Source organism: Massilia solisilvae (assembly GCF_024753215.1).
In the GTDB taxonomy this organism is placed as follows: domain Bacteria; phylum Pseudomonadota; class Gammaproteobacteria; order Burkholderiales; family Burkholderiaceae_D; genus Telluria; species Telluria solisilvae.
On the sequence record NZ_JANUGV010000005.1, the window covers coordinates 190,275 to 207,522 of the forward strand.

Genomic DNA, 17,248 nt, shown 5'->3' on the forward strand with positions numbered 1-17,248 from the left:
ATCTAATCACTATGTGTCGAAGATCGTATTTGTACTCCTGTTCGTGGAGCTGCTGGTGCTGATGGGCTCCGCCTATGCCGGCGCGGCAGTGCGCCACATCGGCTCGGGCGAAGTGCTCTCGGCCGAGCACCTGCACCATTTTTTCACCTCGGCGATCGCGTTTGCGACCGCGGTCATCTTCAGCATGAGCGCAATGGGCATGTACCAGCTCAATTTTGGCGAGGGGACTTCGCGCAACTCGTTCCTGATGCAGCTGATGCCCTCGTTCGTGATGGGCTTTTTCATCCTGACGCTGGTGTTCTACCTGGCGCCGGACCTGTCGTTCGGCCGCAGCATCCTGCTGCTGGTGTTCGCGATTGCAGCCGCCGGCATTGCGGTGGCGCGGATGATCTTCCTGAAGACCTCCGAGCTGCGTTTCCTGCAGTCGCGCATCATGTTCCTCGGCGGCGGCCCGCTGGCCAAGGAGTGCAGCGACCTGGCGGGGCAGAGCTCGCGCTACCACCGCTACAAGATCGCCGGCTTCATCCAGACCGAGTCGGAAGAGCTGTGCGTGCCGGCGTCGAACCTGCTCAAGATGAAGGACGGCGACTCGCTGCTGTCGATGGCGAAGAAGCACGGGGTCGAGGAGATCGTGGTCTCGGTCGAGAACCGCCGCTCGGGTCTGCCGATCAAGGAACTGCTCGACTGCAAACTGCAGGGCGTGAAGGTGACCGACGCCGCCACCTTCTTCGAGCGCGAGACCTGCCAGATCCGCGTCGATTCGCTGCAGCCGAGCTGGCTGGTGTTCGGCGGCGGCTTCGACCAGAGCTTCGTGCGCACCTTCATGAAGCGCTCGTTCGACCTGGTGTGCAGCGCAATCATCCTGGCGCTGACCTTCCCGCTGATGCTGCTGGCCGCGATCGCGGTCAAGCTCGAGGACGGCGGCCCGGTGTTCTATTCGCAGGAGCGCGTGGGCAAGGACGGCAGGACCTTCCGCGTGCACAAATTCCGCAGCATGCGCGCCGACGCCGAAAAAGGCGGCAAGCCGCAGTGGGCGGCGCAGAACGATCCGCGCGTTACCCGCGTGGGCAACCTCATGCGCAAGACCCGTATCGACGAGCTGCCGCAGATCGTCAACGTGTTCAAGGGCGAGATGTCGTTCGTCGGCCCGCGCCCGGAGCGCCCGTACTTCGTCGAGCAGCTGATCGAGGTGGTCCCGTACTACAACGTCCGCCACAGCATCAAGCCGGGCATCACCGGCTGGGCGCAGGTGCGCTACGGGTACGGCTCCTCGGCCGAGGACGCGCTGCAAAAGCTGCAGTACGACCTGTACTACGTGAAGAACAACAGCCTGTTCCTGGACATGCTGATCCTGATCGACACCCTCAAGGTGGTGCTGTTCCGCAGCGGGCGCTGATGTAACACGGCGGGCTGCCCGTAGCGGCCCGCGCAACGAACTGCTTTGCCTGGCTGCGCCATCCCGGCGCATGCCGCTATTTTTCCTGATGGTGCATCGTGACGAGTATCGCCGCCTATAGCTACGCGCTGGCCGCCGTTTGCTTTTTGGTGCTCGGCGTGCCGATGATGACACGCTGGCGCGGCCGCAACCACGGCCGCGCGCTCACTGCCGCCTGCTTGCTGTCGGCCGCGTGGGCCGCCGCACTGGGCTGGGCTGCCTCGCGCATGGTGATGTGGTCGGCCATGACCGGCGTGCTGGAAATCCTGCGCGATGCCGGCTGGTCGGTCTTCCTGGCGGGCCTGCATGGGCACTACCGCGATCCGCGCAGCCGCCTGCCGTTCGGCTTGCGGCCATCGTGGTTCGCGGGCGGCTGTCTGTACGTGCTGATGCTGGCTGCAACCCTGGCCGGCTACTGGAACCTGCCGCTGTTCGCGCGCTTCGGGCTCATGCCCACCGTCGCCGCGCATGTCGTGTTTGCGGTGTACGGCATGCTGCTGGTCGAGCAGGTGTACCGCAACAAGTCGGCGCAGGAACGCTGGGCCATCAAGTTTGCCTGTCTTGGCATCGGCGGCATGTTCGCCTACGACTTTTACCTGTACAGTCATACCATGCTGTTCCACGAGACGCACCCGGACGTGTGGGCCGCGCGCGGCGTCGTCAACGCGCTCACGGTGCCGCTCCTGGCGGTGTCGGTCGGGCGCAGCAAATCGTGGTCCACGCCGCTGGCGGTGTCGCGCCGCGTGATGTTCCACTCGGCCGCGCTGTTTGGGTCGAGCATCTACCTGCTCGCCATGGGATCGGCCGGTTACTACCTGCGCTTTTTCGGCGGCAGCTGGGGCACGGTGATGCAGGTGACCTTCTTGTTCGGCGCGCTGGTGCTGCTGGCCGGGATCCTGTTCTCCGGCGCCTTCCGCTCCTGGCTCAAGGTCTTCATCAGCAAGCACTTCTACCGCTACAACTACGACTACCGCGAGGAATGGATGCGCTTCACGCGCACCCTGTCCGAGCCGGGGCCGGGCCTGGCCGAACGCGCGATCGAGGCCGTGGCCGCGCTGGTCGAAAGCCCCGGCGGCGTGTTGTGGAAGCGGCGCGATGGCGGCGTATTCGAACCGGTCGCCTACTGGCACGTCCCCGCGGTGTCCGCGCGCGAGCCGGACGCGTCGCCGTTCTGCCAGTTCCTCGAATCGACGCAGTGGGTGGTGGACCTGCACGAGTGCGCGCGCTACCCCGAGCGCTACGAAGGGCTGGCGCTGCCGGCATGGGTGGAAAGCTTCCCGCGTGGCTGGCTGGTGGTCCCGCTGGTCCTGCAGGGCAAGCTGTTCGGCTTCGTGCTGCTGCAAAACGCGCGCAGCCCGGTCAAGCTGAACTGGGAAGTGATCGACCTGCTCGGCATCGCCGGCAGCCAGGCGGCCAGCTACCTGGCGCAGCAGGATGCCGCCAACGCGCTGATGGTGGCGCGCCAGTTCGAGTCGTTCAACCGCATGTCCACCTTTGTGGTGCACGACCTGAAGAACCTGGTGGCGCAGCTGTCGCTGATGAACGCCAACGCCGAGCGCCATCGCGACAATCCCGAATTCCAGCGCGACATGCAGGAAACGGTCAGCTATTCGGTGCAGAAGATGAAGCTGCTGCTGCAAAAGCTTGGCCGCGCTGGGCGTCCCGAGAACCCGGAGCCGTTGGCGGTGGACCAGGTGGTGCGCCAGGCGGTCGCGCTCAAGGCGGCGTTCGAGCCGCGGCCGCGGCTTGAGATCAAAAGCGCCGGGCTGTACGTGCTGGCCGACCGCGAGCGCCTCGAGCGCGTGGTGGGCCACCTGATCCAGAACGCGATCGAAGCCACGCCCCGGAGCGGCGAGGTCGTGATCCGCGTGGGCGCGAGCGGCGCCGGCGTGCTGGTCGAAATCGCGGACACGGGCGCGGGCATGAGCGACGAGTTCATCCGCGAGCGCCTGTTCAAGCCGTTCGAGTCCACCAAGTCGGCCGGCATGGGCATTGGCGTGTTCGAAAGCCGCGAATACATCATCGAGCTGGGCGGCAGCCTGGAAGTGACCAGCAAGCCATCCCACGGAACCACTTTCAAAGTCGTCCTGCCTCTCTACCAGGAAGAGACGCAGGCCATCGAACAAGCCGCATGAAGAGGAAAGCGCTGTGACACAAACGAAACCGAAACTGCTCATCATCGAAGACGATCCCGGGCTGCAGAAGCAGCTCAGGTGGAGCCTGGATGCCTACGACGTGGTGGTCGCGGACGACCGTGAGAGCGCGCTGGCGCAGGTGCGCCGCCACGAGCCGGCGGTGGTGACCATGGATCTGGGCCTGCCGCCCGACCCGGACGGCGCCACCGAAGGACTGGCCACGCTGCAGCAGATCCTGGCGATGGCGCCAGACACGCGCGTGATTGTCCTCACCGGCAACCAGGACCACGCGCATGCGGTCAAGGCGATCGGCATGGGCGCGTACGACTTTCACCAGAAACCGTGCGACCCGGTGATCCTGAACCTGGTGATCGAGCGCGCGTTCTTCTTGCACGCGCTGCAGCAGGAGAACCGGCGCATGCAAACGCTGCAGGCCGACTCGCCGCTGGCCGGCGTCATCAGCCGCGACCCCGGCATGCTCAAGGTGTGCCGCAACATCGAAAAGGTCGCGCCTACCTCGGCCTCGGTGATGCTGCTCGGTGAAAGCGGCACCGGCAAGGAGGTGCTGGCGCGCGCGCTGCACCAGCTCAGTCCCCGCGCCGGCCAGCGCTTCATGGCGATTAACTGCGCAGCCATTCCCGAGAACCTGCTCGAGAGCGAGCTGTTCGGCTACGAGAAGGGCGCCTTCACCGGTGCGGCCAAGCAGACCAAGGGCAAGGTGGAACTGGCCCACGGCGGCACCTTCTTCCTGGACGAAGTGGGCGACCTGCCGATGGCGCTGCAGGCCAAGCTGCTGCGCTTTTTGCAGGAGCGCGTGATCGAGCGCATCGGCGGACACGAGGAGATCCCGGTGGACGTGCGCATCGTGTGCGCGACCCACCAGAAGCTCAAGGACCTGTGCGCGGCGGGGCGCTTCCGCGAGGACCTGTACTATCGCCTGTCCGAGATCGTGGTGAACATTCCGCCGCTGCGCGAACGGAGCGGCGACGCGGCCCTGCTCGCGCATCACTTCAAGAACAAGTTCTGCGCCCAGGAGTCGCGCGCGGCGCTGCACTTTTCGCCCGAGGCGGTGGCCGCGATCGAGTCCTGGTCCTGGCCCGGCAACGTGCGCGAGATGGAGAACTGCATCAAGCGCGCCGTCATCATGGCCGACGGCTCATCGATCTGCGCCGACGACCTCGGCCTGCCCGACACCGCCGCACAGGACGAGCCGATCAACCTGCGCCAGGTGCGCGACGATGCCGAGTACAAGGCCATCATCAAGGTGCTCGCGCGGGTGGACGGCAACATCGTCAAGGCGTCCGAGCTGCTGGGCATCAGCCGCCCCACGATGTACGACCTGATGGCGCGGCACGCCATCAAGCCGGCAGCGGCGGCCGCATGAATGCGCGCGCGCTGCGCTATGCCTCGCTGCTGGCGCTGCTCGGCTTGTCGGTGACGACCGCGGCCGCGCTGTACCTGCAGGGAATGGGCGTGGCGCCGCGCGCGCTGGGGCCATACGTCGGCCAGCGCAGTGCGGGGCACAACCCGCTTGTCAGTGGCATCGGCAGCTGGCTGCAGGAGCGCTTGCTGTCGCTCGACCGCCGCAGACCCGGTCCGTACGCGATGCCCTCGTTTTCCGTCGGCGCCATGGCCATGCCGCCATCGCAAGCCAGCGACCAGGCCTGCTGGCGCACGCCGGGTTGCCGCCGGCTGCGCAAATTCGCCGGCAGCCCGGCCGATGTGCGTGCCTCCATGCAGGCGGCGCAGCCGGGCGACGTGATCACGCTGCTCCCCGGAACCTACCGCTTTGGCGCCGTTCTGGCGGCGCTCGCCGCGGGCACGGAGCAGGCGCCGATCACCGTGCGCGCCGAGCGCCATGGCTCGGTGGTCGTCCAGTTCGACACGGTGGAGGGCTTCGCGGTATCCGGCCCGTGGTGGCGCTTCGAGAACCTGATCGTGCGCGGCGCCTGCGCAATAGACGCGCGCTGCGAGCATGCGTTCCACGTGGCGGGCGACGCCCATCATTTCGTGGCCGTGAACAACACGATCAGCGACTTCAACGCGCACTTCAAGATCAACGGCAGCGGTGGGCGCTTTCCGGACCATGGCCTCATCGACCACAACACGCTGGCCAATTCCGCGCCGCGCAAGACGGCCGGCCCGGTGACGCCGATCGACCTGGTCGGCGCCAGCGGCTGGACCATTCGCGCCAACTACATTGCGGACTTCATCAAGGCGCAGGGCGACCGCGTCAGCTATGGCGCGTTTGCCAAGGGCGCCGGCGCGGGAACGATCGTCGAGCGCAACGTGGTGCTGTGCGAGCAGCGGCTGCAGGGCCAGCCCGGCCAGCGCGTCGGCCTGTCGTTTGGCGGCGGCGGAACCGGCAAACCATATTGCCGCGACCGCCGGTGCATCACCGAGCAGGACCACGGCGTCATCCGCGATAACCTCGTCGCCGCCTGCTCCGACGCCGGCATCTACATCAACAGCGCGGCCGACACGCAGATCATCCACAACACGCTGCTCGACACCGGCGGCATCGACGTGCGCTTTCCCGAGAGTGGCGCGGACGTGGTCGGCAACCTGGTCGATGGCACGATCCGCGCGCGCAACGGTGCGCGCGTGCGGGCCCTGGACAACCTGGACACGCCGATCGCTTACCTGTATGCGGGCTATCACCCGGTGCGTCGCCTGTTCGAGAACGTGCGGGAGCTGAACCTGCGCTGGAAGGCGGCGCCGCCCAGGCGCGCCATCACCGCCGCGGCCGTGGACATGTGCGGCAAGCTGCGGCCGGTGTGGGCGAGCTACGGCGCATTCGAGAATTTCGCAGACTGCGTACGGTAGGGTGGGCGCGTTTCCCGCCCACGCGTTCAAGCGGCGGTCGGGTTCCTGCAAAACTTGAGCTGGACGCGTGGGCAGGAGAACCTGCCCACCCTACGACCTGACCGCGCTCCACGCACAGGTCCACTCGACGATCTGGTCGTGCCACTCGCGCCGCGAGCAGGTATGGTCGGCCTTGGGCAGGGTGTAGTGCGTGAAGCGGCTTTCCCCGAGCAGCTTTTCCCACGCCCGCGTGGACGCGAGATCGGCAAACTCCTGCGCGGTCAGGTCGGCGCCGCTCAGCATGATGAGCACCTCGCCCTGGAAGGAACGCAACGCCGCGTGCATGCGCTCCGGCAGGGTCATCGCCACGTCGTCGCGCTGGCCGACCCCGAGCGCCTTGCGCGCCAGTGCCGCAAACGATGCCATCGCGGCGCGGTATTCGAAGCGGCCATCCAGCACCTTGGCCCAGAATGCGCGTTCGAGCACCCGAGCGCCGTAGTAGTGCCTGAACGTGGCCCTGGCCGCGCCTTCCTCGGTGCGTACCCACGGATTGAGCAGGGCCAGCGCTCGCACTCGTTGGTCGCCCGGCGCGTACATCGCCGCGGCGCTCGCGCCGTCGCACAGTCCCCACAGCACAATCTCTTCCAGGGCGGGCGACTCGGCGACGAACCTGTCGATGGCCGCCCGGATGTCGTCGTTGACCGACTCGAAGTGCCGCATCCCGCCTTCGCTGTCGCCCATGCCGCGGTAGTCGAAACGCATGGCGGGGATGCCGGCTGCGGCCAGGCTACGCGCCAGCAGGGTGAACTGGCGGTGGCTGCCGGCGCGGTACTGCGGGCCGCCGACCACGATCAGCACGCCGCGCCTTGCCGGTCGCGCGCTCTGGCTGAGGATCCCGTACAGCCAGTCGCCGCCGCACGGGAACGCGAATGCGCGCTCCTCAAGCATGTGCGGCCTCCCGGCAGGCGTTGACGGTGGCCTCCACCAGCTGCGGGCATTCCGCAATCTCGGGCGTGGCCCAGAAGCTCGGTCCGCAGACGGTTTCGGCATGCAGATCGGCGCCTTTGTCGCGCCATGCAGAGGCGACGCGGCCCGCGGCGGGCGAGAGCGGTTGCCCTGGCGCGGCCACCACCTCGAACCAGTGCACGGGGCAGCGGGGCGGCGCGAGCGCGACGGCCTCGAGCTGGTCCATCGGCAGGGCCAGTCCCGGCGCCAGGTCGTAGCCGGCGATTTCAATCGTGCTGCCGCCGCGCAGCAGCGCGCGCAGCGATCCGGTGCTCGTTGTCGCACCGTCTTGCTGCAGCAGGTCACCGGCAAGGCGAAGCCGCAGCAGCTGGGTCAGGTAGCCGCTGCCGCTCAACACGGGTTGCCACAGCAGCAGGCGGTCAGCGGGAAGGGCATCGCCTTGCACGCAGTCGAGCGCGAGCAGGGCGCCAAGGCGCAGCCCCCACAGGCCGGGCTGCATGCCCAGCCGCGCGCGCAGCCAGGCGCTGGCGAGGGCGACGTCGCGTTTCCAGGTGTCCCAGCGCGCGTCGCCGAACTCGCCGCTGCTGTCGCCGCAGCCGTGCAGGTCCAGCTGCAGCACCGCCACGCCACTGGCGGCCAGCGCGCGCGCGGCCAGCGCGGACATGCGGCGCGCGCGGTTCATCTCTTCGGCAAAGGGATGGATGTACACCAGCGCGGCGCGGCAGGGGCCGGCCGGGTGATGGAACAGGCAAAAGCGCGGCCCGGCGCTCGCGTCGAGATAGATCGGTTCAGCAGGCGCGTGTCCGGGCAGCGCCATCGTTCATGCCGCTTTCTCTTCGACGAATTTGGCCAGGCTGCCCAGCGTTTCGAAGGTGCTGGCGCTGATGTCGTCGTCGTCCACCGCGATGCCGAAGCGCTCTTCGAGTGCGCCGAGCAGCGTGACGACCGCCATCGAATCGAGTTCGGGCAGGCTGCCGAGCAGCGGCGACTCGGCGGTGAGCGCTTCCCCGGCCGGGCCGAGGTTGAGCACATCGATCAGGACATTTTTAACGTCGTTCAGGTACATGGTTGCTTTCAAGGGGAAGGGTGCGCGGCCTGCCGCGAGCGTGCGGTGGACGCCAGCAACGTGTGCAGGCGGCGCAGCCCGGGCCATCGGTAAACGTTCACATGGTACATAGTACGCACATCTTCCGTCCAGCGCAGGTGCCAGTCCATCACGCGGCCGTAGAACTCGAGGCGCCTGAACCTGCCCTCGTCGAACAGGCGCCGGCAGGCCTCTTCGCGCATCAGCAGCGTCGGCGACAGGGCGTTCGGCACACGCTCGTCGTAGGCCGTCTTGAGCACGACGATGCTGTCCGCGTCTTCCACGCACAGGTCGGCCGCGACCAGCTGGTCGCCAAAGTAGTAGCGATAGACGCTGCCTTTGCCGCGAGCGCAGAAGTTCTCCAGCATCGTGCGGTAGTAGCGGCCCTGCGCGTTGCCGGCATCGACCGCGGTGCCGCGGGCCGCCTTCCAGCCCGAGCCCTCCAGCCGCCCGTAGTCCTCCACTGCCGCCGCAATGTCCCGTGCGTCGCGGCAGACCACGAGGCGGGTGGGGATGCCGTCCCTGGCCAGGCGCGCGCGCTGCTTCTTCAGGTTGGCGCGCAGGTTCTTGCCGCGGTTGTTCCAATACGTGTCGAAGCTGCCCTCGATCGTGACGCGCGCGGTGTCGATGTAGTCGAGCGTGCGCACGCTGCCGCAATCGGCGGGGCGTGCGTGCATTGCGGGGTCCAGCTGCGTGATGCCGAACACGAGCGGGAAACCCGGAAGGGCGCGCATCAGGCCTTGCGCCAGCCGCTCCATGTCAAGCCCGGGGCGCTGCAGCCACAGGCCGATGGGCGCCTGCGCGGGCTGGAAGGTCGACCAGCCAGCGCGGCCGGCGGGGACTATCAGCGCCATCGCCACGGTTTCGCCGTCCATCCGGCAGCGCGCAAGCAGCTCGCGCCCGGTGCTGAACTGCGCCAGCAGCGGCGCGACGAAATCGGCCGCCAGCAGCGACGGCGCGCCGCAGCGGCGGTGCAGCTGCTGCCAGAGCGTGGCATGTTCGGCAAAGTGCGCGGCGGGGAGCACGGTCCAGCTCATGCCAGCGCCTTCCTGATCGTTTCGATCATCCACGCCAGTTCCTGCTCCTGCAGCTCCTGGTGGCAGGCGAATCCGACCACGTGCCGCGACAGCCGCGCGCTGGTCGCACAGACGCTGTCGTCCACGCCTTGCCACAGCGGCAGCCCAAAGCGGACCACCGGCACGCCGGCCTGGCGCAGGCGCTCGCACAGGGCCTCGGGATCGTCCGCCAGGAACGGGAACACCCAGGGGCATGTGCCGTCCGGCAGGCGCGGGTACAGCGCCCGGCCGCCGGGCAGGCCGCGCAGGTTGGCGTCGATGCGTTCGTAGTTGGCCCTGCGCGCAGCGGCAATCCGGGCCGGCGACGCAAGGCGCGTCACCAGCCGCGCGAACCACGACGAGCGCTTGTCGATCCAGCGCGGGTCGAAATTGAAACTGCTGTCCGACGAGTCGGGCGCAAGCGGCACGGCGCCGGCCTTCGTCCGCCGCTTGAGCATTCCCCACGCCGCATCCCTGGCCTTCATGGGCAGCCAGAGCGCGGCGCGCGCGGCCCGCAGGCGCCCGTGGGCGAATGCCTTCTCCAGCGATGCGAGGGCGATCTTGGCCTCGAACCCGGGTCCCGCCGAGCGCAGCGCCACCTGGCGCAGGCTGTGGCGCGCCGACACCAGCAGGCCGCCCTCGTAAATCGGCAGGAATTTCATGCTGCTGGCGATCGCGTAGTCGCCCCAGGCGCCAACCGGGCGGCCCTGGTGCTCGCCGATGAGGCAGTGCGCGCAGTCCTCCAGCAGCCTTATGCCGCGCGCGTCGCACAGGGCGCGCAGGGTCGCGATCTCGGGCTGGGGAAAGCCGAAGTAGTGCGTCACCACCAGCACGCGGACCGTGTCGTCGAGCTTGTCCACGATGTCGGCCAGGTCGGCGCTGGTGTCGGCACGCAGCTGGTAGAACACCGGCTGCGCGCCGCGCCACAGCACCGGCGGGACCATGGACGGGCTGTGCCAGGCCGGTACCAGCACCTTGTCGCCGGCCTTGATGCCCATCTCGCGCAGCGCCAGCCCGATCGCAATGCGGCCGCTGGTGACGAAGCGCGCCTCGCCCGCGTCCAGCACCGAGCGGGTGCGCGTGCCCCGCGCGCGGCGCAGTGCGCTGAACGACAGCACCGGGGACAATGGAATCGGGCGGGTGGCGTGACTCATGGGCCGAGTATAGATCGAGTGTTAAAAAATTTGCCACGAGATATGTCCGAAACTAAACAATCGTCTGCGGCCACCGACCACAAACTGTTAAGATTGCGGCCTGTCTTGCGCCACGCCCAGCGCGGCGCGCGAATACGTTCCGCCTATGCCAGTCCTGATCCACGACGTCATTTTTGAAACCGCCGCCCGCACCCCGCAAGCCGCCGCGCTCGCCTACGGGCACGAGCGGCTCGACTACGCGGCGCTGGCCGCTGCCGTGCGCCGCGCCGCCGGCGCGTTGCTCGCCGCCGGCGTGAAGCGTGCCGACCGGGTCGCCGTGTATCTCGAAAAGCGGATCGAGAACGTGGCCGCGATGTACGGCGCCAGCCTGGCCGGCGCCGTGTTCGTGCCGGTGAACCCGCTGCTCAAGGCCGAGCAGGTGGCGCACATCCTTGCCGACTGCAACGTGCGGGTGCTGGTGACCTCGCCCGAGCGCCTTGCGCAGCTCGATGGCGTGCTGGCGCGCTGCCCGGACCTGCGCACCGTGTTCGTGACCGGCCCGGCGCGCGACGACGCGGCGCCGGTGCGCTCGTGGGAAGCGGCGCAGGCCGAGCCGTCGGCGCAGCAGCTCGCAAGCCGCCGCGTGATCGATGCCGACATGGCAGCAATCCTGTATACCTCCGGCAGCACCGGCAAGCCGAAGGGCGTGGTGCTGTCGCACCGGAACATGGTGGCGGGCGCGCAGAGCGTGGCCAGCTACCTCGAGATCACCGCCAGCGACCGCATCCTGTCGGTGCTGCCGCTCAGCTTCGACTACGGGCTGTCCCAGCTCACCACCGCGTTCCTGCACGGCGCGGCCGTGGTGCTGATGAACCACCTGTTCGCGCGCGATATCGTGAAGATGGTCGCCGCCGAGCGCATCACGGGCCTGGCTGCGGTGCCGCCGCTGTGGATCCAGCTGGCCGCGCTGCCCTGGCCGCAGCCGAATACGCTGCGCTTCCTGACCAATTCCGGCGGCGCCATGCCGCGCCCGACCGTGGCGGCGCTGCGCGCGGCGCTGCCCGGGGCCGACCTGTTCCTGATGTACGGCCTGACCGAGGCGTTTCGCTCGACCTACCTGCCGCCGTCCGAACTGGAGCGCCGCCCTGATTCGATGGGCCGCGCGATCCCCAACGCCGAGGTGATGGTGGTGCGCCCGGACGGCACGCCGTGCGCGCCGAACGAGCCTGGCGAGCTGGTGCATCGCGGTGCGCTGGTCTCGCTCGGCTACTGGAACGACCCGGTCAAGACGGCCGAGCGCTTCAAGCCGGCGCCCGGTCAGGACCCGGCGCTGCCGATCACCGAAATGGCCGTGTGGTCGGGCGACACCGTGCGCATGGACGAAGAGGGCTACCTGTACTTCATCGGCCGCAGCGACGATATGATCAAGGTGTCCGGCTACCGCATCAGCCCCACCGAGGTCGAGGAGGCGGTGCATGCGACCGGCCTGGTGCAGGAAGTGGCCGCGTTCGGCGTGCCGCACCCGGCGCTGGGGCAGGCGATCGTGCTGCTCGCCGTCGCGCGCGAGGCCACGCTGGAGCCGGCGGCGCTGCTCAAGGAGTGCCAGCGTCGCCTGCCGGCGTACATGGTGCCCGCGCACGTCGAGGTGCGGGGCGAACCGTTCCCGCGCAACCCGAACGGCAAGATCGACCGCACGCTGCTGCGCCAATCCTTCATGACCTTGTTCGACAAAGCCTCCAATCCATGAGCTCCACCAAACCAGTCCACGCCGCCCAGAGCCGGTTCCCGGTCGTTGACGGCGTCCTCCACGTGGGCAGCGTGCCGCTCACCCGCCTGGCACAGCGGGTCGGCCGCACGCCCTTCTACGCCTACGACCGCAAGGTGGTGAGCGACCGCGTGCGCCAGGTGCGCGACTGCCTGCCGGACGGCGTGCGCCTGCACTATTCGATCAAGGCCAACCCGATGCCGGCGCTGGTGCAGCACATGGCCGCGCTGGTGGACGGGCTGGACGTGGCTTCCGGCGGCGAACTGAAAATCGCGCTGGACGCCGGCATGGCGCCCGAATGCATCAGCTTTGCCGGCCCCGGCAAGTCCGACGCCGAACTGGCGCAGGCGGTGGCGGCCGGCGTGCACGTGCACGCGGAGTCGGAGCGCGAACTGCATGCGTTGGCGCGCATCGGCCAGGAGCTCGGCATCGCCCCGCTGGTGGTCGTCCGCGTCAATCCCGACTTCGAGCTCAAGGGCTCGGGCATGCGCATGGGCGGCGGCGCCAAGCAGTTCGGCATCGACGCCGAGGAGATGCCGCGCGTGCTGGCGCTCGCCGCCGGGCTGGGGCTGGACGTGCTGGGTTTTCACATCTTCAGCGGATCGCAGAGCCTGAAGGCCGAGGCGATCGTCGAAGCGCAGGCGCAGACCTTTGCGCTGGCCGAGCGGCTGGCGCAGTCTTGCCAGAACCCGGTGCGGGTGCTGAACATCGGCGGCGGCTTCGGCATTCCCTATTTTCCCGGCGAGGCGCCGCTCGACCTGGCGCCGATCGCGGCGCACCTGCGCCAGGCCCTGCCGCGCGTGCAGGCGGCGCTGCCGCAGGCCGAAGTGTCGATCGAGCTGGGGCGCTACCTGGTGGGCGAAGCCGGGGTGTACGTGGCCCGCGTGGTGGACCGCAAGGTCTCGCGCGGCCAGGTGTTCCTGGTCACCGACGGCGGCCTGCACCACCACCTTGCCGCATCCGGCAATTTCGGCCAGGTGATCCGCAAGAACTACCCGGTTGCGATCGGCAACCGCATGGATGGCGGCCAGGCCGAGGTGGTGTCCGTGGTCGGCCCGCTGTGCACGCCGCTTGACCTGTTGGCGGACAAGATGGAGCTGCCGCGCGCGGACGTAGGGGACCTGGTGGTCGTGTTCCAGTCCGGCGCCTACGGCATCTCGGCCAGTCCCGCTGGTTTCCTGAGCCACCCGAACGCTGTCGAAGTCCTCGTCTGAAGGAGTAGCGCATGCCGACCGTCTCCGTGATCATCCCCACCACCTGCGAAGAGCGCCGCTGGTCGTCGCTGCAGCGCGCCATTGCCAGCACCCGCGCCAGCGAAGGCGTGGACGTGAAGGTGATCGTGGTCGTCAACGGCAAGCGCTTCGATGCGGCAAAGCTGGCGGAACTGCGTGCCCGCCCCGACCTCACGGTCGCGTACCGGGAAGAGGGCAGTGCGCCGCTGGCGCAGCGCCATGGCCGCACGCTGGTGGGCACCGAGTTCTTCGCGTTCCTGGACGACGACGACGAATACCTGCCGCAGGCGCTGGCGCAGCGCTGCGCGCCGCTGTTGGCCGATCCCCAGCTCGGTTTTGTGGCCACCAACGGCTACCGCTGCGTGGGCGGCGAGGACAGGCTGATGGTCTCTTGCGCGGCGGCCGTGCGCGCCAACCCGCTGGCGGCGCTGGCGCGCGAAAACTGGCTCGCCTCGTGCGGCGGCCTGTTCCGCACCAGCAGCATCGGGCCCGTCTATTTCGACGATCCGGCGCCCTTTCTGGAATGGACCTACCTGGCCTATCGGCTGGCGCTCGACTTCAACATGGCCTTCGTGGACACGCCGACCTTCCGCATCCACGACACGCCGGCCTCGTTGTCCAAGTCGGACGCATACCGCGCCGCGGAGCTGGATGTGCTGCGGCGCATCGCGGCGCTGCCGCTGCCGGCGCCGGTGGCGCGCCAGGTACGCGGCAAGGTGGGCGCCGCTTGCCACGACCTGGCGGACCAGGCGCGCATGGCAGGTCGCTACGGCCGCGCAGTGGCCCTGCACGCGCGCAGCCTGCTGTTGCCGGGCGGCTGGCGCTACCTTGCGTACTCGCGCAAGCTGCTGCCGTTCGCGCTCAAGCGCCCGGCGGCTGCGAGCTGACCCTGCCCCGCTTGCGCAGCACATCCTCCAGCCTGGCGAACGCATAGCCTTCCGGGCCGGACGGGCGCCCGGCCCAACGCCACAGCGCGTACAGCGATCCCGCATAGACAAGCGCGCCGGCCGCCACGCACAACAGCAGGGCCATGACGTAATCGAGCGTGACCGGGCGCGGCTGCAGCGCATCCTTCAGCAGCAGCACGACGGCGCCCATGACGCTCGATGCCACGAGCGGCCGCATCACGTGGCGCACGAACTGCAGTGCCGACAACCCGAGGCAGCGCGCGATCAGGTACTGGTTCACCGGGATCATCAGGATCATCGTAACGAGGAACGCGCCGGCGGCGCCGAGCACCCCGAACCACAGGATTCCCGGGATCAGCAGCGACACCAGCAGCGCGAACTGCAGGCCGGCCGTCCAGGTGATGAGCGTGGTGCGGCCGAGCGCAAGGTACACGTAGCCGATGTTGTTCTGCACCGCCTCGATGACTCCGTAGATTGCGAGGATCTGGATGATCGGCACCGCCGACTGCCATTTCCACCCCAGCGCCGCCGGCACCAGGAGGTCGGCCACGACCAGGATGCTCACGCCGGCGGGCAGCGCGACCATCGCGATCGAGGACACCACGTTCAAAAAGCTCGCGCGCAGCGCCGCCAGGTTGCCGGCCGCCTTGGCGTAGCCGGGGAAGGCGGCGCGGTTCACCGGCGCCACCAGCTCGGTGGTGGGAAGCGACGAAATTTCGGACGCGATCGAGTACACGCCCAGCGCCTGCGCGCCGGCGTAGCGGCCAAGGATGAACTGTCCGGCGCGGTTATTCAGGAACTGGAACAGGTTGTTCACCATGAGCCACTTGGACTTGTGGAACAGGTCGACCTTGGCGCGTAGCGAAAAGCGCGGCCGGTAGTCGCTCACGCTGTAGGACAGCCACACCGACAGCACGGTGCCGGTCAGCTGGCCGATCACGAGTGCCCAGTAGTTGTGCAGATAAAAGGCGAGCGGTATGGTGACGCAGGTCGCCATGCGCTTCCCGAGCAGGAACTTGAACTCGCGGTCAAAGCGCATCTCGCGCCGAAAGCTCACCGGGCCGATGTTGGAAAAGCCCTGCAGCACGAAGCCGATGGCGAGCGAATAGATTACCGCTGCCAGCCGCGGCTCGTTGTAAAAGACGGCGGCCATGGGCGCCAGCAGGGCCAGCACCACCCCGCACGCCGCCGCAAACAGCACGTTGAAGGTCCACGCCGTGTCGAATTCGTCACGGCCGGCGTCGGGATTCTGGATCAGCGCCACGTCGAAGCTGAACGCCACCAACAGCTGCAGTGCGCCGATCAGAGTCATCGCCATTGCCACCAGGCCGAAGTCCGCCGGCAGCAGCAAGCGCGCGAGCACCACGGTGCTGACCACGCCGATGCCGCGATCGACCAGCTTGAACAGCACCATCCAGGCCGCGCCCTTGGCGATCTTGCGGTCGATGTCGCTCATGCGGCCTCCATGCACACGCGCTCGCCCACCGCCTCGTCGAACAGGCCGGCAAGCTGGCGCGCCCGGCCCGCGCGCGACGAACGGATCACCAGATCGGGCGAGGCCACGTGCGCGCTGCCATCGCGCACTTCGCGCAGAAAGCGTTCCAGCACTTCCGCGATCTCGTCCGGCGCGTCCATGGTCGCGATGCTGTCAAAGCCCGCCGCGCCGAGCACGCGCGCCGTTTCGCCGGTACGGTCCACCAGCCCCAGGATCGGGCGGCGCGCGCGGAAGTATTCGTACACTTTGGCCGGAACCTGCGTATTGAACGGCGTGCCCTGGAACACCAGCAGGCCGTCCGCGGCCAGCATTTCCTGCAGCGCCTCGCGATAGGGCACGGCCGGCACGACCTCGGCGATGTCGTCCACGCCCAGGCGCCGCGCGGCTGCCGCGATGGCCTGTTCGTTGCCCGGCGCGCGCAGAATCACGCGCAGCTTCCCGGCATCGACCGTACCGGCGCGTTTCAGCCGCGCGATCGCCTCGAAAAAAGCGCCCGGGTCGCGCCCGGTGTCGTACAGCAGGCCGCTGTGCACCAGCGTCACCTGGCCGGCCGGGCGCGGCGCTTCCGTCTGCAGCGTGCCCGCCACCGTGAAGTTGTCCTCGTCGTAGCCGTTTTCGATCACCATGCACTTGTCAAGCGCCAGCTCGGGGAACCGGGCCTTGTACGAGGCCATTGCGCTGTGCGTCGTGAACACGGCCTTGTGGCAGCGCCGGATGGTCTGGCGCTCGATCCACGCGTACGCTTTGCGCTGCAGAGCGTAGCTGGGGTAGGCGCTTTGCAGCATCGGGTCGCGGAAATCGGCGATCCATGGCAGGCCGGTCAGGCGGTGCAGCGACAGGCCGATCAGGTGCGCGGTGGCGATCGGGAAGGTGGACCAGATCACCTGCGGGCGGTGGCGGCGTATCATCGCCAGGCCCGCGGGCACCGCCGCGAACCACCACCACACCCAACGGTCGGGCAGGGCCAGCGGGCCGAGGTAGCGCCCGCGCACGCCCAGGTCGCGCTTGGTGTCGAGCGCAAACGCGCGCTTGACCACCAGCCCGGCCGGCACGCTGGCCAGCTGCGAGGGATTCTGTTCGGGGTAGGCGCGCGGGTGGGCCGAGAGCACCAGCGGCTCCCAGCCGTTCTTGCCCAGGTGGCGCGAAAAGCTCAGCGTGCGCTGGATGCCGCTGCTTGCTGCCTGCGGCGGAAAATGAAATGCGATCAGTAGTGCGCGTTTGGTCATGCTCATGCT

The 17,248-nt window shown here is 68.5% G+C and carries 14 protein-coding genes; 7 read left to right on the forward strand and 7 right to left on the reverse strand.

The features are described from left to right. Window positions 1-13: 13 nt before the first annotated feature. The 4 genes from NX773_RS17595 to NX773_RS17610 all read left to right on the forward strand — a co-directional run bounded on the left by NX773_RS17595 (window position 14) and on the right by NX773_RS17610 (window position 6,396). Entirely contained in the window at window positions 14-1,396 is a 1,383-nt protein-coding gene (locus NX773_RS17595; protein ID WP_258857601.1) for a TIGR03013 family XrtA/PEP-CTERM system glycosyltransferase, read from the forward strand. Window positions 1,397-1,494: 98 nt separating this feature from the next. Next, window positions 1,495-3,570: an XrtA/PEP-CTERM system histidine kinase PrsK gene (prsK, locus tag NX773_RS17600; RefSeq protein ID WP_258857602.1), complete on the forward strand. Its 2,076-nt coding sequence runs from the start codon at window positions 1,495-1,497 to the stop codon at window positions 3,568-3,570. A gap of 13 nt (window positions 3,571-3,583) precedes the next feature. Then, entirely contained in the window at window positions 3,584-4,954 is a 1,371-nt protein-coding gene (gene prsR / locus NX773_RS17605; RefSeq protein ID WP_258857603.1) for a PEP-CTERM-box response regulator transcription factor, read from the forward strand. Beyond that, window positions 4,951-6,396, forward strand: coding sequence for a polysaccharide lyase domain-containing protein (locus NX773_RS17610; RefSeq protein ID WP_258857604.1), 1,446 nt, complete (start codon window positions 4,951-4,953; stop codon window positions 6,394-6,396). The genes prsR and NX773_RS17610 overlap by 4 nt, the downstream gene beginning before the upstream one ends. A gap of 90 nt (window positions 6,397-6,486) precedes the next feature. Here the strand turns inward: NX773_RS17610 and NX773_RS17615 are convergent, their stop codons facing one another. Genes NX773_RS17615 through NX773_RS17635 form a run of 5 tightly spaced genes read right to left on the reverse strand, consistent with a single transcriptional unit; the run spans window position 6,487 to window position 10,634 of the window. Then, a complete protein-coding gene (locus NX773_RS17615) occupies window positions 6,487-7,323 on the reverse strand; it encodes a hydrolase 1, exosortase A system-associated (RefSeq protein WP_258857605.1) in 837 nt (278 codons plus the stop codon). Then, the gene (locus NX773_RS17620) at window positions 7,316-8,158 is read right to left on the reverse strand and encodes a hydrolase 2, exosortase A system-associated (protein WP_258857606.1); all 843 of its coding nucleotides are present in this window, start codon (window positions 8,156-8,158) and stop codon (window positions 7,316-7,318) included. Before NX773_RS17620 ends, NX773_RS17615 begins: the two co-directional genes overlap by 8 nt. 3 nt (window positions 8,159-8,161) lie before the next feature. Further along, window positions 8,162-8,407 carry an acyl carrier protein gene (locus tag NX773_RS17625; protein WP_258857607.1) on the reverse strand — a complete coding sequence of 82 codons (246 nt, stop codon included), beginning with the start codon at window positions 8,405-8,407 and terminating at the stop codon, window positions 8,162-8,164. Window positions 8,408-8,415: 8 nt separating this feature from the next. Continuing rightward, a complete protein-coding gene (locus NX773_RS17630; protein ID WP_258857608.1) occupies window positions 8,416-9,495 on the reverse strand; it encodes a GNAT family N-acetyltransferase in 1,080 nt (359 codons plus the stop codon). After that, window positions 9,459-10,634: an aminotransferase class I/II-fold pyridoxal phosphate-dependent enzyme gene (locus NX773_RS17635; RefSeq protein ID WP_258857609.1), complete on the reverse strand. Its 1,176-nt coding sequence runs from the start codon at window positions 10,632-10,634 to the stop codon at window positions 9,459-9,461. Before NX773_RS17635 ends, NX773_RS17630 begins: the two co-directional genes overlap by 37 nt. Window positions 10,635-10,779: 145 nt before the next feature. On the opposite strand from NX773_RS17635, the gene NX773_RS17640 reads away from it, so the two are divergent. From NX773_RS17640 to NX773_RS17650, 3 genes are read left to right on the forward strand one after another with little or no spacing between them, the layout of a single operon-like run. Beyond that, window positions 10,780-12,360 (forward strand): acyl-CoA ligase (AMP-forming), exosortase A system-associated, encoded by a 1,581-nt coding sequence (locus NX773_RS17640; RefSeq protein WP_258857610.1) that lies wholly within the window; start codon window positions 10,780-10,782, stop codon window positions 12,358-12,360. Beyond that, the gene (locus NX773_RS17645; RefSeq protein WP_258857611.1) at window positions 12,357-13,592 is read left to right on the forward strand and encodes a pyridoxal-dependent decarboxylase, exosortase A system-associated; all 1,236 of its coding nucleotides are present in this window, start codon (window positions 12,357-12,359) and stop codon (window positions 13,590-13,592) included. Before NX773_RS17640 ends, NX773_RS17645 begins: the two co-directional genes overlap by 4 nt. Before the next feature lie 11 nt (window positions 13,593-13,603). After that, window positions 13,604-14,497, forward strand: a complete 894-nt coding sequence (locus NX773_RS17650) for a glycosyltransferase (protein ID WP_258857612.1) — start codon at window positions 13,604-13,606, stop codon at window positions 14,495-14,497. Here NX773_RS17650 and NX773_RS17655 read toward each other — a convergent pair. After that, window positions 14,472-15,974 (reverse strand): lipopolysaccharide biosynthesis protein, encoded by a 1,503-nt coding sequence (locus tag NX773_RS17655; protein ID WP_258857613.1) that lies wholly within the window; start codon window positions 15,972-15,974, stop codon window positions 14,472-14,474. The two genes, NX773_RS17650 and NX773_RS17655, sit on opposite strands and share 26 nt — an antisense overlap. Continuing rightward, window positions 15,971-17,239 carry a glycosyltransferase gene (locus NX773_RS17660; RefSeq protein ID WP_258857614.1) on the reverse strand — a complete coding sequence of 423 codons (1,269 nt, stop codon included), beginning with the start codon at window positions 17,237-17,239 and terminating at the stop codon, window positions 15,971-15,973. Before NX773_RS17660 ends, NX773_RS17655 begins: the two co-directional genes overlap by 4 nt. Window positions 17,240-17,248: the final 9 nt, after the last annotated feature.

Excerpts from the sequence above, each read along its gene's own strand:
- NX773_RS17615 (WP_258857605.1), bottom strand. The coding sequence starts at position 7,323 with ATGCTTGAGGAGCGCGCATTCGCGTTCCCGTGCGGCGGCGACTGGCTG.
- NX773_RS17635 (WP_258857609.1), bottom strand. The coding sequence starts at position 10,634 with ATGAGTCACGCCACCCGCCCGATTCCATTGTCCCCGGTGCTGTCGTTC.
- NX773_RS17660 (WP_258857614.1), bottom strand. The coding sequence starts at position 17,239 with ATGACCAAACGCGCACTACTGATCGCATTTCATTTTCCGCCGCAGGCA.
- NX773_RS17640 (WP_258857610.1), top strand. The coding sequence starts at position 10,780 with ATGCCAGTCCTGATCCACGACGTCATTTTTGAAACCGCCGCCCGCACC.
- NX773_RS17620 (WP_258857606.1), bottom strand. The coding sequence starts at position 8,158 with ATGGCGCTGCCCGGACACGCGCCTGCTGAACCGATCTATCTCGACGCG.
- NX773_RS17625 (WP_258857607.1), bottom strand. The coding sequence starts at position 8,407 with ATGTACCTGAACGACGTTAAAAATGTCCTGATCGATGTGCTCAACCTC.
- NX773_RS17610 (WP_258857604.1), top strand. The coding sequence starts at position 4,951 with ATGAATGCGCGCGCGCTGCGCTATGCCTCGCTGCTGGCGCTGCTCGGC.
- NX773_RS17655 (WP_258857613.1), bottom strand. The coding sequence starts at position 15,974 with ATGAGCGACATCGACCGCAAGATCGCCAAGGGCGCGGCCTGGATGGTG.
- NX773_RS17650 (WP_258857612.1), top strand. The coding sequence starts at position 13,604 with ATGCCGACCGTCTCCGTGATCATCCCCACCACCTGCGAAGAGCGCCGC.
- NX773_RS17645 (WP_258857611.1), top strand. The coding sequence starts at position 12,357 with ATGAGCTCCACCAAACCAGTCCACGCCGCCCAGAGCCGGTTCCCGGTC.